This window comes from Bacillus yunxiaonensis, from assembly GCF_037104695.1.
GTDB classification, from domain to species: domain Bacteria; phylum Bacillota; class Bacilli; order Bacillales; family Bacillaceae_G; genus Bacillus_A; species Bacillus_A yunxiaonensis.
This window is the reverse complement of the sequence record NZ_JBAWSV010000003.1, coordinates 421,924-444,713: the sequence shown is the minus strand read 5'-3', so window position 1 is coordinate 444,713 and position 22,790 is coordinate 421,924. Positions and strand designations below refer to the sequence as shown.

The 22,790-nt window shown below is 37.6% G+C and carries 21 protein-coding genes and 1 other annotated feature; of the genes, 11 read left to right on the top strand and 10 right to left on the bottom strand.

The genetic code is table 11. The annotated features are described in order from the left end of the window. The first annotated feature begins 10 nt into the window (after window positions 1–10). Window positions 11–1,027: an N-acetylmuramoyl-L-alanine amidase family protein gene (locus WAX78_RS11510; protein WP_336482396.1), complete on the top strand. Its 1,017-nt coding sequence runs from the start codon at window positions 11–13 to the stop codon at window positions 1,025–1,027. A 129-nt stretch (window positions 1,028–1,156) separates the two neighbouring features. Here the strand turns inward: WAX78_RS11510 and WAX78_RS11505 are convergent, their stop codons facing one another. Continuing rightward, the gene (locus WAX78_RS11505; RefSeq protein ID WP_336482395.1) at window positions 1,157–1,771 is read right to left on the bottom strand and encodes a DedA family protein; all 615 of its coding nucleotides are present in this window, start codon (window positions 1,769–1,771) and stop codon (window positions 1,157–1,159) included. A gap of 400 nt (window positions 1,772–2,171) precedes the next feature. Here WAX78_RS11505 and WAX78_RS11500 point away from each other — a divergent pair, with 400 nt between their 5' ends. Beyond that, the gene (locus WAX78_RS11500) at window positions 2,172–3,077 is read left to right on the top strand and encodes an EamA family transporter (RefSeq protein WP_336482394.1); all 906 of its coding nucleotides are present in this window, start codon (window positions 2,172–2,174) and stop codon (window positions 3,075–3,077) included. A 566-nt stretch (window positions 3,078–3,643) separates the two neighbouring features. Here the strand turns inward: WAX78_RS11500 and WAX78_RS11495 are convergent. Beyond that, window positions 3,644–4,174: a hypothetical protein gene (locus tag WAX78_RS11495; protein ID WP_336482523.1), complete on the bottom strand. Its 531-nt coding sequence runs from the start codon at window positions 4,172–4,174 to the stop codon at window positions 3,644–3,646. A gap of 219 nt (window positions 4,175–4,393) precedes the next feature. Further along, a complete protein-coding gene (gene metG / locus WAX78_RS11490) occupies window positions 4,394–6,028 on the bottom strand; it encodes a methionine--tRNA ligase (RefSeq protein WP_336482393.1) in 1,635 nt (544 codons plus the stop codon). A gap of 51 nt (window positions 6,029–6,079) precedes the next feature. Continuing rightward, window positions 6,080–6,352, bottom strand: a binding site (T-box leader). Window positions 6,353–6,470: 118 nt separating this feature from the next. Here metG and WAX78_RS11485 point away from each other — a divergent pair. The 4 genes from WAX78_RS11485 to WAX78_RS11470 all read left to right on the top strand — a co-directional run bounded on the left by WAX78_RS11485 (window position 6,471) and on the right by WAX78_RS11470 (window position 11,992). After that, window positions 6,471–7,271: a class I SAM-dependent methyltransferase gene (locus tag WAX78_RS11485; protein WP_336482392.1), complete on the top strand. Its 801-nt coding sequence runs from the start codon at window positions 6,471–6,473 to the stop codon at window positions 7,269–7,271. Window positions 7,272–7,818: 547 nt separating this feature from the next. Further along, on the top strand, window positions 7,819–9,513 hold the full coding sequence (locus WAX78_RS11480) for a methyl-accepting chemotaxis protein (protein WP_336482391.1): 1,695 nt from the start codon (window positions 7,819–7,821) through the stop codon (window positions 9,511–9,513). Window positions 9,514–9,853: 340 nt separating this feature from the next. Further along, the gene (locus tag WAX78_RS11475) at window positions 9,854–11,545 is read left to right on the top strand and encodes a methyl-accepting chemotaxis protein (protein ID WP_336482390.1); all 1,692 of its coding nucleotides are present in this window, start codon (window positions 9,854–9,856) and stop codon (window positions 11,543–11,545) included. Window positions 11,546–11,677: 132 nt separating this feature from the next. Then, complete coding sequence (locus tag WAX78_RS11470; RefSeq protein WP_098308904.1) at window positions 11,678–11,992, top strand: metal-sulfur cluster assembly factor; 315 nt, start codon at window positions 11,678–11,680, stop codon at window positions 11,990–11,992. A gap of 43 nt (window positions 11,993–12,035) precedes the next feature. On the opposite strand, the gene WAX78_RS11465 is transcribed toward WAX78_RS11470, so the two are convergent. The 4 genes from WAX78_RS11465 to WAX78_RS11450 all read right to left on the bottom strand — a co-directional run bounded on the left by WAX78_RS11465 (window position 12,036) and on the right by WAX78_RS11450 (window position 15,591). Further along, window positions 12,036–13,685 carry a M4 family metallopeptidase gene (locus WAX78_RS11465; protein ID WP_336482389.1) on the bottom strand — a complete coding sequence of 550 codons (1,650 nt, stop codon included), beginning with the start codon at window positions 13,683–13,685 and terminating at the stop codon, window positions 12,036–12,038. A gap of 198 nt (window positions 13,686–13,883) precedes the next feature. Next, complete coding sequence (locus tag WAX78_RS11460) at window positions 13,884–14,582, bottom strand: pirin family protein (RefSeq protein ID WP_336482388.1); 699 nt, start codon at window positions 14,580–14,582, stop codon at window positions 13,884–13,886. 49 nt (window positions 14,583–14,631) lie between these two features. Further along, a complete protein-coding gene (locus WAX78_RS11455) occupies window positions 14,632–15,045 on the bottom strand; it encodes a MarR family winged helix-turn-helix transcriptional regulator (RefSeq protein ID WP_336482387.1) in 414 nt (137 codons plus the stop codon). A 111-nt stretch (window positions 15,046–15,156) separates the two neighbouring features. Then, entirely contained in the window at window positions 15,157–15,591 is a 435-nt protein-coding gene (locus WAX78_RS11450; RefSeq protein ID WP_336482386.1) for a DUF3920 family protein, read from the bottom strand. A gap of 193 nt (window positions 15,592–15,784) precedes the next feature. Here WAX78_RS11450 and WAX78_RS11445 point away from each other — a divergent pair, with 193 nt between their 5' ends. After that, a complete protein-coding gene (locus tag WAX78_RS11445; protein WP_336482385.1) occupies window positions 15,785–16,225 on the top strand; it encodes a Dps family protein in 441 nt (146 codons plus the stop codon). Between the two features lie 558 nt (window positions 16,226–16,783). On the opposite strand, the gene WAX78_RS11440 is transcribed toward WAX78_RS11445, so the two are convergent. Beyond that, a complete protein-coding gene (locus tag WAX78_RS11440) occupies window positions 16,784–17,362 on the bottom strand; it encodes an LOG family protein (protein WP_154711272.1) in 579 nt (192 codons plus the stop codon). 72 nt (window positions 17,363–17,434) lie between these two features. Here WAX78_RS11440 and WAX78_RS11435 point away from each other — a divergent pair, with 72 nt between their 5' ends. From WAX78_RS11435 to WAX78_RS11420, 4 genes are all read left to right on the top strand, one after another. Beyond that, the gene (locus WAX78_RS11435; RefSeq protein ID WP_336482384.1) at window positions 17,435–17,749 is read left to right on the top strand and encodes a MazG-like family protein; all 315 of its coding nucleotides are present in this window, start codon (window positions 17,435–17,437) and stop codon (window positions 17,747–17,749) included. Window positions 17,750–17,814: 65 nt separating this feature from the next. Beyond that, complete coding sequence (locus tag WAX78_RS11430) at window positions 17,815–18,321, top strand: ferritin (RefSeq protein WP_336482383.1); 507 nt, start codon at window positions 17,815–17,817, stop codon at window positions 18,319–18,321. Window positions 18,322–18,870: 549 nt separating this feature from the next. Continuing rightward, a complete protein-coding gene (locus WAX78_RS11425; RefSeq protein WP_154711269.1) occupies window positions 18,871–19,311 on the top strand; it encodes a DUF1641 domain-containing protein in 441 nt (146 codons plus the stop codon). Between the two features lie 44 nt (window positions 19,312–19,355). After that, window positions 19,356–20,534, top strand: coding sequence for an NAD(P)/FAD-dependent oxidoreductase (locus WAX78_RS11420; RefSeq protein WP_336482382.1), 1,179 nt, complete (start codon window positions 19,356–19,358; stop codon window positions 20,532–20,534). 129 nt (window positions 20,535–20,663) lie between these two features. Here WAX78_RS11420 and WAX78_RS11415 read toward each other — a convergent pair whose 3' ends face one another. Both WAX78_RS11415 and WAX78_RS11410 read right to left on the bottom strand, forming a co-directional pair. Further along, the gene (locus WAX78_RS11415) at window positions 20,664–20,846 is read right to left on the bottom strand and encodes a hypothetical protein (RefSeq protein ID WP_336482381.1); all 183 of its coding nucleotides are present in this window, start codon (window positions 20,844–20,846) and stop codon (window positions 20,664–20,666) included. Window positions 20,847–21,386: 540 nt separating this feature from the next. Beyond that, a complete protein-coding gene (locus tag WAX78_RS11410; RefSeq protein WP_336482380.1) occupies window positions 21,387–22,568 on the bottom strand; it encodes a NupC/NupG family nucleoside CNT transporter in 1,182 nt (393 codons plus the stop codon). Window positions 22,569–22,790: the final 222 nt, after the last annotated feature.

Genomic DNA, 22,790 nt, shown 5'->3' with positions numbered 1-22,790 from the left:
GCAGATAATTATGAAAAAACAAATTGCTGGTATGTTATTTGCTGCAGGTATATTGTTTAGCACAGTACAGCCTCATGTTTATGCTGAAACAACTAAACAATCTACTCCCGTAACTGGTTGGGTACAAAAACAACAAGCATGGTATTATTACATAAATGGAAAAACAGCAACAGGATGGATAAACACAAATAACAATTGGTATTTCCTTGCTGAAGACAATGGAGTTATGAAAACTGGATGGCATCAAGAAGGACCAAATTGGTATTTTCTTGATAAAAATGGTGCTATGCACACTGGATGGTTAAAACAAGATGAAAAATGGTACTTCTTGAATAAAAGTGGTGCTGTGCAGTATGGATGGATTTCTGATAATGGAAAATGGTATTTTCTTGGTAAAAATGGTGTCATGAAAACTGGATGGCATCAAGATTCACCATATGATTGGTACTATTTAAATAACGATGGTTCTATGAAAACTGGATGGGTTTTTGATCAAAACAAATGGTACTTTTTAAATGCAAAGGGTATGATGCAAACAGGCTGGGTACTCGATCAAAACAAATGGTACTACCTTGATAAAAGCGGCGCTATGAAAACTGGATGGGTTGTCGACGATCGATTACAATGGTACTACCTCGATAAAGACGGTGTTTGGAATCCTGATGCAAAACCAACTTCTATTCTATACAACGTTCAAGGAACATGGTCAGAACAAGAATTACCGAAAAAACCACCGTATATCGGTCCAGCTTTCACAATGATGCAGATTAGTCCTATTTCTGAAAACGAAGCAGTTGTCGGTGTATCTTCTTATTCCGATAATGCTGAAGATATTGCATATGTAGACGGTACTGTAACATTCAAAAACAATAAAGCAACTTTAGTTTTTGATCAATTTGGTAAACAAGGTCAAATTGATATTGAAATTGTAGACGGTAAAGTATTGTTAGATATTAAGCTTCTAAAAAGTGAAGATGAGTGGAACTTAATTCAAGGGAAACATACATTGCCTATCTATAGAAGATAAGATTTCCTAAAAAGAGGAGAACTAGCATACTTTGCTAACTCTCCTCTTTTTTTATGTATCTATTTACTTAACAAAAAGGCAGTGCTTCTTCTCTAAGCACCGCCTTTTTCGACATAGAATGGATTTTTTTCAATTTACTGTTTGAGCAAACACACGTTTAAGTTGTTTACGGAATCTTACCGCTAAAGCTGCTGCCACGACCGCAACAACACCAATAATAATCTTTCCGATATGACCTTCAACCGCTCTAAAAATATTATCTAGGTTTCCACCTAACCAATAACCGCCTACTAGGAAGAATGATACCCAAAACACTGCTCCAGAATAAATCGTCATTGCGAAGCGGCGAAATGGTAAATTAATAATTCCTGCAAAATACCCTGTAAAATGACGCACACCAGGAATAAAGAAACCAATAAAGATTAAAAAATAACCGTACTTATCAAACCATTTATTCGTTAAATCAATTTTACGCTGTGTTAAAAAAACATATTTTCCGTATTTTTGTATAAATGGCATCCCAAGCTTGTTTCCTACAAAGTACTGAATTGTCATACCTACACTTGTTCCTACAAAAGATAAAAAGATTAGCGGTACTAGATGTAAATCACCGGTATGTGCCAAATACCCTGCATACGCTAATGTCGGCTCTCCCGGAAATGGAAATGCAATATATTCTAGCATCAATCCAATAAGTACAACATAGTATGCATGCTGTTGAAATAAGTCGTGAATCCATTCCATCTCTTTCTCTCCTTTTTTTGTTGATACTTATTCTTCTAGCACGTACTGATTTTGTACCTTTATTGTATAATAGATTTTGTCGAAACTACCATTGCAATGACTTACAATAAGATTACATTTTTGTAAGAAAAGTGCTTTGTATATAATCATCAGCCGAACATCTTCTCTCACCTTCCATACGTCCGTAATACTGTATATTTCAAAATACAGTTCCTTACATCCTACTTTTCATATATTGACGAAAAAAAGGATGACAGCTACAATCTTATATAGAATGTAATATCCAAACTCACACTTGCTTGTGAGAGGTGAAATTTTGTAGAGCCTTGACTCTGTTTCGTTCGCCCGTTGTCCATTTATGGACAGCGGGCGTTTTTTATTTCACAAAGGGGGATCTATTATGGGAAAACTGAAGTATTCATTACTAGTATTATTTGGCGCCTGTAGCTACGGCGTTCTTTCTACGATCTTTAAACTCGGATTTTTAGACGGTTTTTCTGCCCATGAATTGCTAGGCGGACAATATGTGTTTGGCTGGATAGGACTGTTATTACTCGTCCTGTTCTTCTCACGTCATACAGTAACAAAAAAACAATTCTTTTCTCTGTTAACAGTCGGATCAACAATGAGTATGACAGGAATTTTCTACGCGATTTCTGTTGAAGAATTACCGGCATCCATTGCGGTTGTCCTACTATTTCAATTCACATGGATTGGTGTCCTTATTGAAGCAGTAGCAAACAAAACGTTCCCAAGCCGAGGAAAAATTATATCTATTATCATTTTATTCATCGGTACACTCTTTGCCGGTGGTGTCTTTGAAAGATTAGGACAGAGCTTATCAACAAAAGGAATCATCTTCGGGTTACTCGCTGCTGTTTCCTTTTCGTTTTATATATTCGCAAGCGGCCGCATCGCAACAGACGTACCACCTTATACGAAAAGCTTCCTTATGACAACAAGTGCTACTCTTATTGTGTGCCTTATATTTCCGCCAACCTTTCTAACAAATGGAGCGCTGCAAGCTGGGCTTTGGAAATACGGGCTCTTTCTAGGTTTATTTGGCGTTGTCGTTCCCGTAATTTGCTTCTCAATCGGTGTACCGAAAGTAGGTACAGGACTTGGCACCATTTTGGGAGCTGCTGAATTACCAACCGCTATCATTGCTTCTATTACTCTTGTACATGAAGCTGTATCACCGCTGCAATGGTGCGGAATTATTTGCATTTTACTTGGCATCGCTGCGCCGCAATATCTCACAATGAGAAAAGAAAAACGGAAAAGCGTTCAGCATGCTGTTTCATGAAGTAAAACCTTAATCAGTGGGGGTTTTCTTCATCCCCTACTGATGGAAAGCTCGTCCGAGGGGCGAAACGACCGAAGATTCTAGCCGCTAGAGCTGGACAACAAAGAAATGTGGAAGTGGCTCGTCCAGAATGTGAGGGGGATGGAGCTTCTGACGTAGAGGTGTTTTTTACCTCGTAGGAAGAAGCGAAGCCACCGAACATTCTAGCCACTAGAACTGGACAATGCTTTCACCGAATCTTGAAGTGGGGTCTTACTGCCCACGAATAGCGGGATAAAAAAAGATGATCCCTGTGCAATACAGAGATCATCTTCTTAAAGCCGCCTAGACTTTTTAACGTCCTTTACAAAGGGCACATTTTAAAATTTGAAGGGACTTTTCATTCACATAATTAATGTTATCGATAGTTACTAAAGTACTCATTAACTTAATACCTTACTTGCCATGTATTCCAGAAGGTAAGAAATAATATCTTGATTCGTACTTTGTAGCAAGCTTGGGATATCATCACGATAACGCAAATTATAAGAAGTTAATTTTCTTCAATATTGTTCCAGGTAGTTAGGTTAGGCTTCTATTTGGTCGCCTCTCTCACCATCGTTTTCTGCCGTACCACCGCCACCAACAGCGTGTTGCTGTTTCGTATTGGAACTTTCAATTGCCGCATTTGTTCCAGCTGTACTGTCTTTTCCAGCCCCGCTTGCAACCTGAGTAGCAGAAGATTGTTCCTGACCCATATCGATTTGATTATTGATAATAATCACATTTTCTTTCTCATCGTGGCCATGTCCATGTTCATTGTGCGGTTCAGTCTGAGTACCTTCTATACCTGTATTTCTCGCTGTTCCCTCAGCTCCCACACTCTGTTGTTGTTCACTATTCGATGAATCAAGAGCAGCATTATTCCCTGCAGCACTGTTTCGTCCAGCCCCGCTCGCGATTTGTGTAGTATTTGGTGCACTAGTAAACTGGTTGTTGATGACAATCACATTCTTCTTTTTTCCAGATGTGGAAGGCATAACAACAAATCTTTCTCCGTCTCTTTCAAAAATGACACTCGGCTGTTCATCGTTATCATGTTTTTTACCAAAATCCATTTTCAAATTTTCCTCCTTTTTATAGAGATAATAGAAGGGGCTTTCATATTTTAACGTTTTTATATGCCCTGATTCCTTAACTTTTCCATTAGAATATGAATAGCTCCCCTTACTATAAAATGAAAATTTAAAAAAACTGCTTGGACAAACATGTAAAATCTTAAGATTCTTTCAAACACCTACGAACTTCACGCTGTTTAACCTAATAAGATATTTATTTTATCCTAAAGACCCGTACAGCTTTTCTACTTCCTCCTCAATTTTCTTCACATCAATACGGTCAAATAACGGTGACACATTCGAAATAGAATCCGGGCATTCAGCAATGTAATCCCATTTGCTCTGAGAAACCTCTAACATTTGTTGTACTTGTGCGGATGAAAACGGAAGAAACGGTGCTAATAACTGCGCAAAATTCACTATAAGATACATACAATTTCGCATCGTCGCATCACATTCTATCCTCTCTTCTTTAATTTGTTTCCATGGCTGTCTTTCATCGAAATATTTATTTGCATAGCGAATTGTTTCAAAAATCATTTCTAGCGCTTGTTTAAAATGCGCTTCTTCAATTAATCGTCCTACTTCCACATATAATTCTTTTAGCTTTTCTTCAATTTCTTGATTGGTGTGTCCAGTTGGTACAGTATTCTCGTAATATTTTTCAAGAAACTTTAGCGTTCTATTAACAAAGTTTCCATACGCTCCTAACAATTCACTATTATGACTATAAATAAACTCTCGCCACGAAAAATCTGTATCTCGATTTTCTGGTGCGTTTATAGTTAAAAAATAGCGTATCGAATCAGGATTATATTCCTTTAACATGTCTGGTACCCATACAGCCCAGTTCCTACTCGTAGATAACTTCCTTTTTTCTACCGTTAAATATTCACTAGAAACAATATATTCTGGTAATGCTTTTACTTGTATCCCCTGCAAAATAGCTGGCCAAATGATTGTATGAAATGGAATATTATCTTTGCCATGCACATAATACGTCCGTGTATTCTCTTGCCAAAATGGTGCGTCATCACCGTTTGTTTCTTGTGCCCATTGTTTACTTGCTGAATAATAACCAGACACAGCTTCAATCCATACATACACCTTCTTATCCTCATACCCGGCAACTGGAACGCTTACTCCAATTGGCAGATCCCTTGAAACAGCACGGTCTTGTAATCCTTCTTGTAAATATCGCTGCGTCAGCTGCACAGCGTTCTCACGCCACGTGCCATTCTGTTTTACCATTTCTACATACTCTTCTAACTGCTTCTGTAATGACGTTAATGCAAAATAAAAATGCTCTGTCTCCTTAATTGCCGGCCTACTTCCGCACAACTTACATGTTTTCTCCAACAAATCTATCGGATCCAAAATAGCAGAACATGCATCACACTGATCACCACGCGCACCTGCACCGCAGTGTGGACAAATTCCTTCCACATAACGATCCGGTAAAAATTGCACACAGGTCTCACAGTATGTTTGCTCCACCTTCTTTTTATAAATAAGCCCTTTTTCTAGCAGCTCTAAGAAAATGTTCTGAACTACTTGATGATGATGAATACAGTCAGTACGTGTATAACGATCATAGGAAAAACCCAGCTTCTGAAAACATCGCTCAAATTCTTCATGATAGCGATCCGCAATTGTTTTTACGCTTACTCCCTCTTGCTTAGCACGAATCGTAATCGGTGTACCGTTACAGTCACTTCCTGATACATATAACACATTGTCCCCTTTTAACCGATAATAACGTGCTAAAATATCTCCTGGCAGTAAGCTAGCAATATGACCAAGGTGCAATGAACCATTTGCATACGGCCAAGCGCCTCCAATAAAAATATTCATCCTACATTCCCCCTTTAAAAATAAAAAAGCCCCGTCCTTATCTTCTAAAAAGATAAGGACGAGGCTGTATATACAGTCGTGGTACCACCTTATTTCGTCAATTGTTCACACAATTGACCTCTGCAAGTACGGAACAATCATTGCTCGTATACTGTGACTTTGATAACGAGAGCCAATACTCGTCGCCGCCTACTATTATCAACTGATAAGTTCAGGACGAAGCTCAGAGGCCATTGTTCAAATGAGCATTCTTGCTTCTTTTCAGCTACCGAAGCTCTCTGGAAAGAATGATTTCATTCTACTTTTCCTCTTCAACGCTTTTCGTATGTAATCTACATTGTATAGATATTATACAGAAAAATCAAACTTTTTCACAAATAACAAGCAGGATTTTTCACTTTCATAAGGAAACTATATACCTTCACTGAAAGGAGCGATATGTTTGAATCAACAGCAATTAAGTGCAAAAAATAAAGCCGGCTGGAGTAAAGCGGCTTACGAAGCTTGGACGAATCGCCACGGAACGCCGCATTCTTTTGGCAAACGAATACGGGAAAATCCTACCGCCGAGGTTGCTTATTATTTGCCTTACATCGGTGAATTGAAAGGTAAACGTATTATAAATTTAATGGGATCAAAAGGAAGTAAGGCAGTTGCCCTTTCATTATTAGGAGCAGAAGTAACAGTTGTCGATATTTCAGAGAGTAATGCAACATACGCTAGAGAACTTGCCACAGCCGCTGAAACACATATTGAATACATCGTGTCCGATGTGATCGATATACCAAAAACAATAGGCTCATTTGATGTAGTATTACTTGAGCTTGGTGTACTCCACTATTTCATAGATTTAGAGCCTTTATTTACACTGATTTCTCAATTACTAAAACAAGGTGGAACATTCATTTTACGCGACTATCATCCAATGTATACAAAACTTCTGCAAATAGAAGATAATCAAGCAATCGCAAATGGGAATTACTTTTATGAAGATGTGATTGAAGTGGATGTAGCATATAGTATGCTCTTATCAGAAGCAGAGCGCTCCTCTTTACCTAAGAATACGATTCGTAGATGGACGTTAGGAGACATTATAACAAAAATTGCCCAAGCAGGACTGCGTATCGAAGAGCTCACAGAAGAATCCGGCGCACAGCAAAAATGGGTCTTTCCCTCTCACGCTCCGGAAGGAATTGAATATCGCATCCCTGGACTCTATACACTGATTGCCAAAAATACATAGAAAAACTCTCTTCAAAATGAAGAGAGTTTTTCTTCTATAATATAGCGCATATAAGTCGAAGTTAGAGACTACTAAAAATATTGTTAAATAGGATAAAAATGCATTTCAACATTTGTTTTTGACAACGCAGTCAAAAACGGTCTCACAACAAATCCAGCCATTAACAGATATTAGGAATTCCTATCGATTATTTAGGATTATACAGCAACAATTTGATTCATACAATACATATTCCCATTTTTATGAGATAACCTTATACCTTCATATAAAAATGTATACATTTTCTGAACAAAAGTATCCATCTATTCCCCTCCCCTATACCGTTTGTTATAATTCCAGTGAATATAATAAGTAGACTTGGTTCGTTACGTGCAAGATTAATGCTTTATCCCGCTATTCATGGGCAGTAGGACCCCACTGTTGGAAGTTTCATTTTATTCTATGCGCTATTCAAATACAGTGAAACTCTCATTCATAGGAATAAAGCGTTCTCTTTTCATTTAATATACATAAATCCTAATAAAAAGATTCAAAGGCGGGATTCCATATGAAGTATGTTAGTATTCGGAAGAAACTCATCTTTATGCTACTAAGCGTTTGTTCATTATTTGGCATCGCTTTAGCAGTGATTTTATTCTTCGCTACAAGTCAAGCGCAACAGGCAGAAACATTACAAGCTGATGTTTCTCGCAAAGCAACTATCTTAAAAGAACGCGGAGATCTGTTTCAAGCTCAAGTTGCTAGCTTACAAGGCTATTTATTACTGCACGATGAAAAAGAGCTGGATCAGTTTAATAAAGCTGGGAAACAATTAGCCGATACACGCGAACAGGTAACAAGTGATAAGAGTCTTCCACAAGAAATGAAAGATACTATTAACATGGGCGCAAAATGGCGTGGCGTAATGGATAATCAAGTCATTCCTCTTACACGAGAAGGCAAATGGGATGAAGCAACCAAAATTGCATTGCAGCAAAACGAAATTGTAGATACCATTTTAGGAAATTTCGCGAAATATACAGCGCAGGAAAATACAAAACGTGATGAATTAATCGATCAAATTAAGCATTCATCAACATTAATACAATTGATTATTTTCATCTCACTTATCACATGTACAATAGTAGCTCTTATACTAGCATGGTGGTTCTCTGGTAAACTGGTGAAACCTATTCAAGAAATTGATTCTAAACTAAAAGAACTAGCATCTCAGGATGGTGACCTCACAGCTCGTCTTCCTATACGTAGCAAAGATGAGGTTGGGGAGATTGCAGCATCATTTAATCAAATGCTTTCAAACTTACAAAACATTATTAATCAGGTTAAAAAAACATCTGCAGACGTACAGGCAGCTTCTGAAAATATGTTAACGGAAACAACACATTCTATGAATGTAACAACTCATATTCAAACAACGATGTCAACATTAGAGCATAGTATTCACTCTCAAATTGCTAGCATTGAAGAAAGCTCTACTGCTATGGATGATATGGCTGTTAGTGTGCAGCGCATTGCTGAATCTGCTTCTACTGTTGCAGAACTTGCTGTAGCAGCTTCTGAACAAGCGGATGATGGTGGTCACGTCATTGAAAAGTCTATTACACAAATGGGTACCATACACAAGGCCGTTCATGCAACATCTGAGGTTGTTGAGCGTCTTATTACACATACGAACTCTATTGATCATGCTGTCCAAGCGATTTCTAATATTGCAGAACAAACAAATCTTCTTGCCTTAAATGCTTCTATTGAGGCAGCACGCGCCGGGGAACAAGGAAAAGGATTTGCTGTTGTTGCCGATGAAGTGCGAAAGCTCGCAGAACAGTCTAAAACAGCTGCAACAGATATCAATCAATTACTTCGCCATATTCAAAACGATACAAGCACTGCAAACACGATGATGCTACAAGGTCAAATAGAAGCTGCGGAAGGAATTTCAGTCATTCAGGAAGCTGGTTCTTCTTTTGCAACCATTGTAGAAAAAGTTAATGAAGTATCTTCACAAATGCAGGAAGTTTCTGCAGCTGCGGAAGAAATGGCTGCAAGTGCAGAAGAAATGAATGCTTCGCTTAATAACATCTCTTCTATTTCAACTGAAGTTGCAGCAGAAACAACACAAACTGCAAGCTCCGCTGATAAGCAAGTAAACGTAATGAAAGATATGTCCGTGATGTCTAAAGAGATGAAACTTGCTGTAGAAGAAATGAAAACACTCGTATCTCGTTTTAAAACGGAGTCATAAGCCCGGAAAGTATGGAGTGAAATATTTCGCAAACTCCTCCTTTTGTAGAAAACTAGAGACAAAGGAGGAGCTTTTTATTTTATAATCACCATACTTCCGCTTTGCTAAATCATATTTAAAACTATATCTTAACAACGCCTATCTGTTTCTCTCCCCGACACCGCATGACAGGTCTATGAAAAAATAATTTTTTTCTCACTTTTCCTGCCATATCGTGTCTGCTATAATGCCTAAGAGAGAAGAATGCTTTATTTCAAATACAGTCGAAATAAAGCATTCTTTTTAATTTTTATATACAATAATCGTTATAAAAGGATTATAAAAAGGAGGATTTATAATTATGAAATACATGAGTATTCGTAAAAAACTTATGTTTATGATGGGGACAATCTGTGCTTTATTTGGCATCGCATTAGCTTTTATTCTTTTCTTTGCTACAACTGAACAAAAGATAACAAACACATTACAAAAAGATCTTGCACCAAGAGCAACACTCTTACAAGAACGCAGTGTGGCATATCAAGTGCAACTTTCAGCCTTACGAGGCTATCTATTACAGCACGATTCTGCTGAACTAGATAAGTATCGCGAAATGGAAAAACTACTAGACGATACAAAAGGAAAACTGCTAGACGACCCCAATACTTCTCAAAATATAAAAGATACCATCGATTTAGGATCACAGTGGAATCGTTTTATTAATGAAAAGGTGCTTCCTCTTACTAGCGAAGGAAAATGGGAAGAAGCACAAAAAGTTACCGCTGAACAAAACGGAACTGTTTATACAGTAATCGGTAATTTCACAAAATATAGTAGTGACGAAAATGCAAAGTGTGATCAGCTCATCCAAGAAGTAAAAAATTCATCTGCATTCGTTGAATTGATTATCTTTATTTCTCTTGTTCTTTGTACAATGATTGCGATTATCGTAGCGTGGTGGTTCTCTGGTAAACTTGTAAAACCCATTCAACAAATTGATACGAAGTTAAAAGAGCTTGCCTCTCAAGATGGTGATTTAACAGCAAGATTGCATGTAAACAGCAATGACGAAATTGGTGAAATTGCTGCTTCCTTTAATCAAATGCTAGAGAACTTACAACATATCATTGGACAAGTACAGAAAACGTCTCTTGATGTAAAAACTGCTTCTGACAGCATGTTAAAAGAAACAAACATCTCTATGGATGCAACAACGAATATCCAAACGACAATGTCTGAATTAGAAAATAGTATTCAATCACAAGTTTCTAGCATTGAAGAAAGCTCTACTGCTATGGATGATATGGCTGTTAGTGTACAACGCATCGCTGAATCTGCTTCTACTGTAGCTGAACTTGCTGTAACTACTTCTGATCATGCAAATAGCGGTACTCAAGTAATCGAAAAATCAATCACACAGATGACAACCATTCATAAAGCGGTCAATGCTACATCTCAAGTTGTCGAACGTCTAACTACTCATACAAAGCAAATTGATACAGCTGTCCAAGCTATATCAAATATTGCGGAGCAAACAAATCTTCTTGCCTTAAATGCTTCTATTGAAGCTGCACGCGCCGGGGAACAAGGAAAAGGGTTTGCCGTTGTTGCTGATGAAGTACGAAAACTTGCAGAACAATCAAAAACAGCTGCAATAGGCATTAACCAGTTGCTTCAACATATTCAAGATGATACAAAAGCTGCAAACAATATGATGACACAAGGTCAACAAGAAGCTTCTCAAGGAATTACAGTTATTCAGGAAGCTGGTTCTTCTTTTGCAACTATTGTAGAAAAAATTAATGAAGTAGCCTCACAAATGCAAGAGGTTTCAGCGACTGCGGAAGAAATGGCTGCAAGTGCCGAGGAAATGAATTTCTCCCTCAATAATATCGCTTCCATCTCTAATGAAGTAGCAGCTGAAACAACGCAGACCGCAAGCTCTGCTGGTGAGCAAGTAAATGTAATAAAAGATATGTCTGTAATGTCTAAACAAATGAAGCATACTGTAGAAGAACTGGAAACACTTGTTTCTCGTTTTAAAACAAAGTAATAAGAAAAGCATTCCTCATCAAAAGGAATGCTTTTCTAATCTAGAAAAAAATGCTGTGAGCTCAATCACTGCATCTTCTCTTCCTATCTTGTATAATGAGAATAAATATCAATCATAAATAGAGGTGTTAGTATGTCTCAAACTTTAGAGGATAAAGTATATGCCAATTTAGAAGCTGTCATTGACCCTGAGCTTGGCGTAGATATTATAAACCTTGGGCTAGTATATGACGTTACAACCGACGAACAAAATAATGCCGTCATTACAATGACAATGACTTCTATCGGTTGTCCAATGGCTGGACAAATTGTATCTGATGTCAAAAAGGTATTATCAACAAATGTACCAGAGGTAAATGAAATAGAAGTGAATGTTGTTTGGAACCCACCTTGGTCCAAAGAACGTATGTCACGCATGGCAAAAATCGCACTAGGAATTCGCGATTAAAGAAAAAAGCATGATCGTAATACGATCATGCTTTTTTCTTTTCTTATTTTACACCTACTGCATCATACGCTTTTGTTACAGCATATACCGCATCAGAGTTTTTACCATATAAATCTGTAGCCGCTTGAATAGCAGCTTGGCGCATCATGCTAAAGTTTGAGTTTGCAGTTAAATATTTTGTAAGAGCACGGTAATAAATTTTCTCTGTTGCTGCGCGGCCTACACCTTTTACAGTAACACCATAATGCGTACCGCCTTCAGATACTAGATATGCAGCTTTGTTGTTAATACTGCTGTTAATATGAACACCACCGTTATCAACTGTTCCTGTGTAGCGCTTGCTATAATGATCTGGATAGCCTTCCTTTGGCTTTAATGGATTTGGAATAGAAGCTGGATCACTTAACGAACGCAGTACAGTTCCTCGTTTATCTGGTGCATAAATGTCTTCTCCCATATTCCAATCATCACGGTCGACCATTGCGCCCATAATATCAGATAACGATTCATTTAATGCACCAGGTTCGTTTTTATACACTAGATCTGCGGAGTATTCTGTTACTGCATGAGTCAGCTCATGCGCAATAACATCAAGTCCTGCTGAGAACGGAATAAACGTTTTTCCATCACCGTCTCCATACATCATTTGGACACCGTTCCACGCTGCATTATTCCATTTATTCCCTACGTGAACAGTAGAAATTAACTTCGCTCCGTTGTTATCAAAGGAATTACGATTGAATGTTTTCTTATAATAATCGTATACTTTCTCAGCATTAGCGTGCGCATCAACAGCTGCTTTATCCTCGAAGAATTTATTTTTACTTTCTATTTCCTCACCGGTATATCCAAGCCATTGTGAGAATAAGTTGAACCAATTTTCATCCATATTTTCTGCATCAAATGTATGAACACCTTTTCCACGTGTTCCATCGAATAAATAAAAAGCTCCAGTTTTTGAGTCCTGTGTCATTTCAAACATTGTTCGATTTCCCGCTACACCATATCCAAATCCAGCCATATGATCAACTGCATTATATTTTTCAATCACATTACCGTTTGTCGCATCAACGAAATAATGCCAGTAGCCTGGTGCCGGCTTTGAAATAGATGCTTTTACAAGATAGGAAAGATAATATTGCCCATCTTTTTCATATACATATAAATCTTTCTTAATACCATCATAGTTGTCTACTTTTCCAATTTCTTTCTCAATACCAGCCTTTGCAATATTTACAGCCTCATCTTCTGAAATACTTGCAGTTGCTGGGATATTTTTATTTTCTAAATTCGGGATAACTTGTCCGAAAAATGCTTTCACATTATTATCTTTATCAAGTGCTACTGTTTGATCAGAGCCATATACAGGAACACCATTATATTTTTCAATAAGCTTCACATGTGTCGTTTCTGTCTGTGTATCTTTTTCTTCACCAACGACTTCAAAATGTTTCTCCATATTTCCTGCTAATTTAAACATGTCTTTCTTACTCTTTAAGTACTCAAACACCGTTTCTTTTTTATCTAATCCTTCCGGTGCTTTCCACTCTTCCCCAATATAAGATGGTGTCTGGAATTCTTGATTGTATTGAACTTTTTGCTCTGCTGCATATGTACGTGACGTACCTAATGTCGCAAATGCTCCTAAAGCTAAAGACAATGCCAACGTTGAAGATAAAACCTTCTTTTTCAAAAACAACACTCCCCACCCCTAATAATTTTGACACTTTTATACAATTCTAGAGAAAATAGTAATACCCTTCTGTAAAATTTTTAGAAAATTTCGACAGAAAATTCATACAAAAAAGAGCAGCGCTATTTGTAGACGCTACTCATGTCATATTTTTCATTGATGGGAAGTAAGACTCCCACTGACGGAAGTTTTACTCTATTATTGTTTCTTCATCTCAATTACTAAGTAATGAGCTGTTTCTGCTGCTTGAATATGGATATCTTCTTCAATGGCTTCTGCTGCATCTCTCATCACTAATGTTTCACCATTCACAACGCCGCTTCCTTCAATTTGAACTAAATAAGCTTGACGTCCTTCACTAACTGAGAATGTAATCTCTTTTCCTTTTTCTAAAGCAAGAGAGTACAGATTTGCATCTTGATGAATTTCAATCGGTGCACCGCCATCAATTGGTGAAACCATATGGAACCATGTATTCTCACGTTTATTCCAATCAAATTTAAACTCACCGTAATTTGGCGTATGACCAGTGCGGTCTGGTAAAATCCAAATTTGCAGAAGACGTAATGTTTCATCTCCTAAGTTGTGCTCACTATGGAAAACACCTGTTCCAGCGCTCATGTATTGCACATGACCGCGCTCAATTGTCCCGCGGTTTGTCATACTATCTTGGTGTGTTAATGCTCCGTCCACTACATAAGAAATAATCTCCATATCGCGGTGTGGATGCATATCGAATCCTGTTTGTGCTGCCACTAAATCATCATTAATTACACGAAGCGCACCAAATCTCATATTATTTGGATTGTAGTAATCTGCAAATGAAAAATGAAAATGTGTATTTAACCAACCGTGATTTGCTCTTCCCATTTGTTTATGATCAATTTTTTTAAACATATCCTTCACCTCATATTATCTCGAATTCGAGATATTTATTAAAAAATTTTTATGATTGTAATTTACGAAGTAATGCTAACAGCTGTTTCTGTTCCTCTCGGTCCAACTTGCAAAATTGCGCTGCTTGAAATCTTTCTTGAGGCGGAACAACTTCTTCATACAGTGCTTTACCTTTCTCTGTTAAAGAAAGATACTTCGTTTTTCCTTCTTGCTCTCTTTGAATTAAACCAAGTTGCTCCATTTTACTTAAAAGCTGCGTAATATTTCCTTTTGTAACAAAAAGCTTTCGTCCTAATTCTTGTTGCGTTAAACGATCCCCTGCCCCAACTTGTACTAATACATCAAATTGCGCAGCAGACAAATCCCACTTTTTTAAATGTTGATTCGTTTCTCTAATACTCTGGTTGTAAAAGCGTGATAAACGAAACCATACTAATAAACCAAGTCGTTCATCTGTTTTCATTCCATCACCTCACTAAGCTCTGTAAAAACAGTTTAGAACTAAACTTTAAAAATGTCAACTACTTTCTTTTTGTAAGTATAAACTAAAACATAGAGCCGTGCTCAATATGTTTTAGTTTGCACGCCTTCTCATAAATTCTCTCATCTTTCTCTTCGCAAACACTCTTGCGTCCTTCTCAATCCACCGCTGTTCATACATTTCATTACCGACATACAATAACTTTCGTTCATGCTGCATATCATGCCGAAACTCATGCAACAACGTTTCTAATAATTGCTCATACTTCTCCCACATACAAACGAAAATTAAACGTTTTTCTTTATGATAAAATCCATTCAATGGAAATAAAAATTCTTCTTCCTCTTCTCCTAATTGTACTAACACATCATTTGCTTCACATGTATCACAGAAAAATACAGGTACCTCACGCCGTTCAATTAATGAGAACACATCCCTCTGTACTTGAGTAATATCCCATGGAAAATCGTCATCAAGTACATACCAGTTCCCAGCTTGTTGATATACCTTTTGAAATAGGAGCTGCATCTTCATTCCCCTTTCTATTTATTCTCTTTTATCTATATGTCACATTATCCCCTGTTTTAAACATACCGCTTCGTCACAAAATGTTTAAAAATTATATATGCAAAAAGGCTTGATTTCATACCCGTCATTAGATTATAATAATTATAAATTAGTAATTGATACAAAATAAAAAAACGTGAAGGAGATTGATAGTATGAATACACAAGTTATTGAAGTATTAAACAAACAAGTAGCAAACTGGAACGTTTTATTTACAAAATTACACAACTACCACTGGTACGTAACAGGACCTCAATTCTTTACATTACATGAGAAATTCGAACAATTGTATACAGAAGCAGCTACGCACATCGATGAAATTGCAGAACGTATTTTAGCAATCGGCGGCAAACCAGTAGCAACAATGAAAGAATACTTAGAACTATCTTCTGTTCAAGAAGCAGCTTACGGCGAAACTGCAGAAGGAATGGTTGAAGCAATTATGAAAGACTATGAAGTAATGCTTGTTGAACTGAAAAAAGGTATGGCAATCGCACAAGATGCAGACGATGAAACGACATCTGATCTACTACTTGGCATCTACACAGAACTTGAAAAACACGCATGGATGTTACGCGCATTCTTGAATCAATAAGAAAAGCGGAAGCGGCTCGCTCCGAACAGGCGGACGTTGGAGCTCCTGACATAAAGGCGCTTTTTGCCTCGTAGGAAGGCGCGAAACGACCAACTGTTCTAGCCGCTGGAGCTAGACAATAAGAAAAGCGGAGCCGACTGTTTAGCCCCGTTGGCTAAGGTTCTTTCACACAGAAGATGCTTTTTATCTTCTCGTGTGGAAGGTTCTTAGACATCAGGGGCTAGGAGGCGGAGCTGGACAATAAGAAAAACGAAAGCAGCGCTGATATATCGGCGCTTTTTCTAATATATCGACGATTCGACACGATATCTCGACGACATTCGACAACTATTACGCTAAAAAATCGAGCGGGACAATTCCGCTCGGTTTTTTATTTATTCCGCTATTTGTGGGTAGTAAAAAGTTTCACTTTATCCCGCATTAATGGGCAGTAAGACCCCCACCTCAAGATTTAGAGAAAAGCAAAGAAGATAGGCGGGAGATAACTGCCCGTAAAAGCCCGATTGGTTCAACTAACCATCAGTGGGGATAAAGCCCCCCACTGATGGAAGTTTCACTTTATGTTAACTGCTTCCACTTATTTCCCATCACTGGTCGTTTGTACTCTTTCATTTTAGGAACCAACTCATTAGCCGTTTTTGCAGATACAAGTAATTCTTTATTCGATGGGTTCATAAACCCTTCCTCTGCTGCACGGTCCACCATTTGTAATAACGGTGTGTAGAATTCTGCAATATTTAACAATCCAACAGGCTTTTCATGAATCCCAATTTGCGACCAACATACCACTTCAAACAGTTCTTCAAACGTTCCATAACCGCCTGGAAGTGCAATAAATGCATCAGCAAGTTCACTCATTTTTGCTTTTCTCTCATGCATTGTTTCCACTTCGATTAGTTCTGTTAAGCCTTGGTGAACAATTTCCCCTCTAAATAATCCACGAGGCATAACACCCGTTACACGGCCGCCTAGCTCTAATACTTGATTTGCTACTTCTCCCATTAATCCAACACAAGAGCCTCCATATACAAGCTCTATATTATTTTGAACTAGTATTTCCCCAAGCTGCCGAGCTTCTGCTTGAAACTCTGGACGCTCTCCAACATTCGATCCTGCAAATACACAAATACGTTTCATTACTCCACCCCAAAACTACATATTGTTATGCTACAATTTAATCATACTACATATTGGGAGGATGGGAAAAGGATGAATACGAATGAATTTCAAAGCTGGGTGGAACAATTTTATCATGAGCGAGGATGGGCACAATATAATTCCTTTATTCGCGTTAATTTTTTAGCGGAGGAAGTGGGAGAAGTTTCTCGCGTTGTGCGTGCTATTGAAATTGGCCGTAATCGTCCAGATGAACAAAAAAAGAGCGAAGAAGAATTAACAATTGAATTAAAAGAAGAAATTGGAGATGTGTTAGGAAATCTTATTATTTTAGCGCAAAAATATAATTTAGATTTACAAGACATTATGGAAACGCATGTTAAGAAACTCTCCAAGCGATTCGAATAACAAGTGAGAATTATTTTCAATTATGTTATGATTATATTATAATAATATGAAAGGGGTCTTTTTTTATGTTATCTCCAAAATTACGTGAAGCACTAAATGATCAAATGAACTTTGAATTTTACTCCGCCCATGTATATATGGCAATGGCGGCATATTGTACATCAGAAAGCTACGATGGATTTGCTAACTTCTTTCTTGTACAAGCAGAGGAAGAGCGTTTCCATGCTATGAAGCTGTACAATTATATTAATGATCGCGGTGAGCGTGCAATCATTACTGGATTTGATCATCCAAATAACGAATACGAATCGATTTTATCTGCTTTTGAAATCGCCCTCGAGCATGAACGTGAGGTTACAAAACGTATTTATAACTTATCTGATATTGCATGGGATGAGCGCGAACATGCTACCATCACCTTCTTAAAATGGTTCGTTGATGAGCAAGTAGAAGAAGAAGCGTCTTTCGATAGCATCATTCAAAAATTAAAGCGTATTACAAATGATTCAAACGCATTATTTATGTTAGATGCTGAATTAGAAAAACGCACGTTTACTCCACCAGCTGAGTAGTAGAGTAGAAAACTGAAACAGATGTCTTAGAGATGGCTTTGCCATCTCTTTTCTGTTCCAGCCTAGCTGGGCACGCAAACAAAAAAAGCATAAATCAACCGCTTTCGTCAATTTATGCTTCTTATATTGTAAAATTAGAATGAGACAACAGATATAACGCCCCGTAAGTTCGTAGATTATACTCATTAAAATCGAATGCCTAATAAGCATTTTTATGTTAACATAGGTGTATTGTAGTATATAATATACTCAGTTGGTAGACAAAGTCTTTTACTGGACAAGTCCATAAGCTAGAGGACGCAACTAGCTTTTTAAAATTTACTATTTCAGATTCGGTGATTACTTATAGTTCATTCGAATGTTGCAACGGTTTGAAAAGACATATTCACCGGCAATAGTAACTTTAAGAGCATCTTGCCCTAAATCTTTGTGTAAAGTTTTACAAGTTTCCTCGAGTTGTTACGGACGAAGAAATCTTACCTATAATGGGGAATCTTCTTTCATTCCCAAAAATTTAAGAAATATTGCTATCGTAAAGGAGAATTGGAGATGCCAGAAACAATCACTCAAACAAAGCCTGAACAAGAATCATTACAAATTTCTGCTAGCCAAGGACAGCTTGATGTACTTGATCAGCTATTAAAGCCTGAAGTTCAAGAGTCTTTAACTACATTAGTAGATCAACTTCCAAAATTAACTGAGCTCGTTAACATTTTAACAAAGTCTTATGATTTCGCTCAAGCAGTCGCTACTGATGAAGTATTAAAAAATGATACTGTTGGAGCAATCCAAGAACTTGCAGAACCTGTAAAAGATACAGTGAAAACCATTGCTGCAACTGCTATCGAAGCGAAAGATCGCGCTGAAGAAAGTAACGAAGTTATCGGTCTTTTTGGCCTTTTAAAAATGCTAAAAGATCCGCAAGCACAAAAAATGTTCCGCTTTGTAAGCGCTTATCTTCAAATTACTGCAGAACGCAATCATAAATAATTCTTTCTTACACAAGAATTAGTAAAGACGGGGGATATCATACTATGTCAAAACAAATTGTCATCTTAGGTGCTGGTTATGGCGGACTTCTTGCAGCTTTAAATGTACGTAAACATTACAGCAAATCAGAAGCACAAGTTACAGTTATCAACCAATATCCAACACATCAAATTATTACGGAACTACACCGCCTTGCAGCAGGTAACGTTTCTGAGCAAGCAATTGCGATGCCACTTGAAAAACTTTTCAAAGGTAAAGACATCGATCTTAAAATTGCAACAGTTGAGTCATTCTCAGTTGATAGCAAAGAAATTAAACTAGCTGGTGGCACTACTTTATCTTACGATGCACTTGTAGTTGCTTTAGGAAGTAAAACTGCTTACTTCGGTATTCCAGGACTAGAAGAAAACAGCATGGTATTAAAATCTGCTGCTGATGCAAACAAAATCTACAAACACGTTGAAGACCGTATTCGTGAATACGCTAAAACGAAAAACGAAGCTGATGCTACAATCTTAATTGGCGGCGGCGGATTAACTGGCGTTGAGCTAGTTGGTGAACTTGCTGACATTATGCCTAAACTTGCAAAAAGCCACGGCGTAAATCCAAAAGAAGTTAAACTTCTTCTTGTTGAAGCAGGTCCAAAAATCCTTCCAGTATTACCTGACCATTTAATTGAACGTGCAACTACTAGCTTAGAAGCACGCGGCGTTCAATTCTTAACAGGTCTTCCTGTAACAAACGTTGCTGGCAATGAAATCGACTTAAAAGACGGTCAAAAAATCGTTGCTAACACATTCGTTTGGACAGGCGGCGTACAAGGTAACCCATTAATCGGTGAATCAGGTCTTGAAGTAAACCGTGGTCGTGCAACAGTTGATGCATACCTACAATCTACTTCTCACAAAAACGTATTCGTTGCTGGAGACAGCGCTGTTGTCTTCGCTCCAGACGGGCGTCCATACCCACCAACTGCACAAATCGCTTGGCAAATGGGTGAGTTAATTGGATACAACTTATACGCAGCACTAGAAGGCAAAGCATTCGAAGAGTTCGCACCAGTAAACTCTGGAACACTTGCAAGTCTAGGACGTAAAGATGCTGTTGCTACAATCGGAGCAAGCTCAACTCCACTTAAAGGCTTACCAGCATCATTAATGAAAGAAGCAAGTAACGTTCGTTACTTATCACACATTAAAGGTCTATTCAGCTTAGCTTATTAATCTGAATGATAGCCCGAATCATGTTTATCTATGATTCGGGTTTTTATTTGATCAAAATTCTCTACATAACTTATTCGACAAGAAAGTGACATACACCTCTCAAGATTTCTGAATATACTGTCTAATTTGTTACGATTTTGTGTATTGTAAATAATCTATGTACTCCTCTTTCTTTTGCATGTTCTTCATGGCTTTCTTACTCGGTACGTGTGTCATGATATACACTCTCTTCCCGTCTTTCACATGTTTTGGAAATTTCCGATGATGAAATCCAAGAAAATCAAATCCCTCTTTTCCGTCCCACGTATTCACTAATTTCGACTTCTCCTATTGCTTGGGTGCTCTTGACGAGGCGGCAAGATTCACTTTATCCCGCAGTAACGGGCAGTAACACTCCCACCTCAAAATTCGGTGAAAGCATTGTCCAGCTCTAGCGGCTAGAATCTCCGGTCGTTTCGCACCCTCGGACGAGGCAAAAAGCGCCTCTCTGCCTTGAACTCCAACGTCCTGCGATTTTGAGCGAGCCGCTTCCGCTTTTCTTTAAGAAGTTAGGTGGGAGATAAACTGCCCGTAAAAGCCCGATTGGTGAGGGCTGATAATCAGTGGGGGATGAAGAAAACCCCCACTGATTAAAGTTTCACTTTATGTTACGGTCTGCTAATTCGCTCGCACTTCTAGTAAGAAGTTACTTTGTCACAGGGCTTCAATCTTAGAATTTCTCCCCCCATTGCCTGTCAGCTACTAGGCGACTTGGTTCTTACCTAGACTGGACTTTCATTAGTAGGTGTGCCCAGCTTAGCTGGGCACGCAACAAAAAAAGCAATGAGCCCGCTGCTCATTGCTTTTCTTATTTTATAGCATTACCCCAACGATAATTGCTGATAACACACTTACTAATGTTGCACCATATACAAGTTTTAATCCGAAAGAAGATACAACATTCGCTTGTTTTTGATCGATACTCTTCGTTGCACCTGCGATAATTCCGATAGATGAGAAGTTCGCAAATGATACAAGGAATACAGATAAAATACCAATTGTACGAGGTGTTAAATGAGCTGCTGCTTTTCCTAAATCAAGCATCGCAACGAATTCGTTTGTTACTAATTTTGTTGCCATAATTTGTCCAGCTGTTACCATCTCAGATGCTGGAATACCCATGATAAACGCTAATGGTGAGAACACATATCCTAAGATTGTTTGGAATGTAATACCGAAAATAGAATCGAATAGACCGTTAATTGCTGCCATCAATGCAATGAATCCGATTAACATTGCTGCTACTGTAACTGCAATTGAAAATCCTAACATAATGTACTCGCCTAGCATTTCGAAGAAAGTTTGGTGCTTGTCCTCTTGTAACTCTAGAATATCTTCCTCTTCACTCACATCGTAAGGATTTAAAATATGAATGATAATGAATCCACTAAATAAATTTAAAACAAGTGCTGTTACAACATACTTAGGGTCAAGCATTTTCATGTAAGAACCAACAATTGACATGGAAACTGTCGACATAGAAGACGCACATAGTGTATATAAACGATTTTTTGGCAACTTACTTAGTTGGTCTTTTACTGTAATGAAAACTTCCCCTTGGCCAACAATTGCCGCTGCTACTGCATTATAAGATTCTAATTTACCTAAACCATTTACTTTACTTAATAAGAATCCGACTGCTTTAATAATGACTGGTAAAATTCTAAGATGTTGCAGAATTCCAATTAACACCGCAAGGAAAATAATTGGAAGTAATACAGAAAGGAAAAACGTAAATTCTCCTTTATTTACCATTCCACCAAATACAAAGTTAACTCCAGCGTCCGCAAATTTTAAAATTGTACTAAATCCATCAGAAATCCCTTTAATTAAAATGTAACCAATTTGTGTATTTAGTAAGAAATATGATAATCCTAATTGAATAACAAGCAAAATAGCAATTGGCTTGTATTTAATCTTTTTTCGATCAGTACTTACAAGAAACGCTAGGATAAATACAGCAATTAATCCTACAAGAAACATAACAAATTTCATATGTGAATCCTCCATTTTTTTTCGTCTTATCTATCATTCCCTATTAGTCGTTAAACGATAGACGTCTGACAATTCAGATTAAAAAAATAAGTCCCTCTAAAAACAATTTACCACCTACACTAGTAAGCGTTTGCATCAAGCAAATTTATATACTACATAGTTCATTTGGAATATGAGAATGATATCATTTTGTTCTATCCATAAGAAAATTGTAAGCGTTAT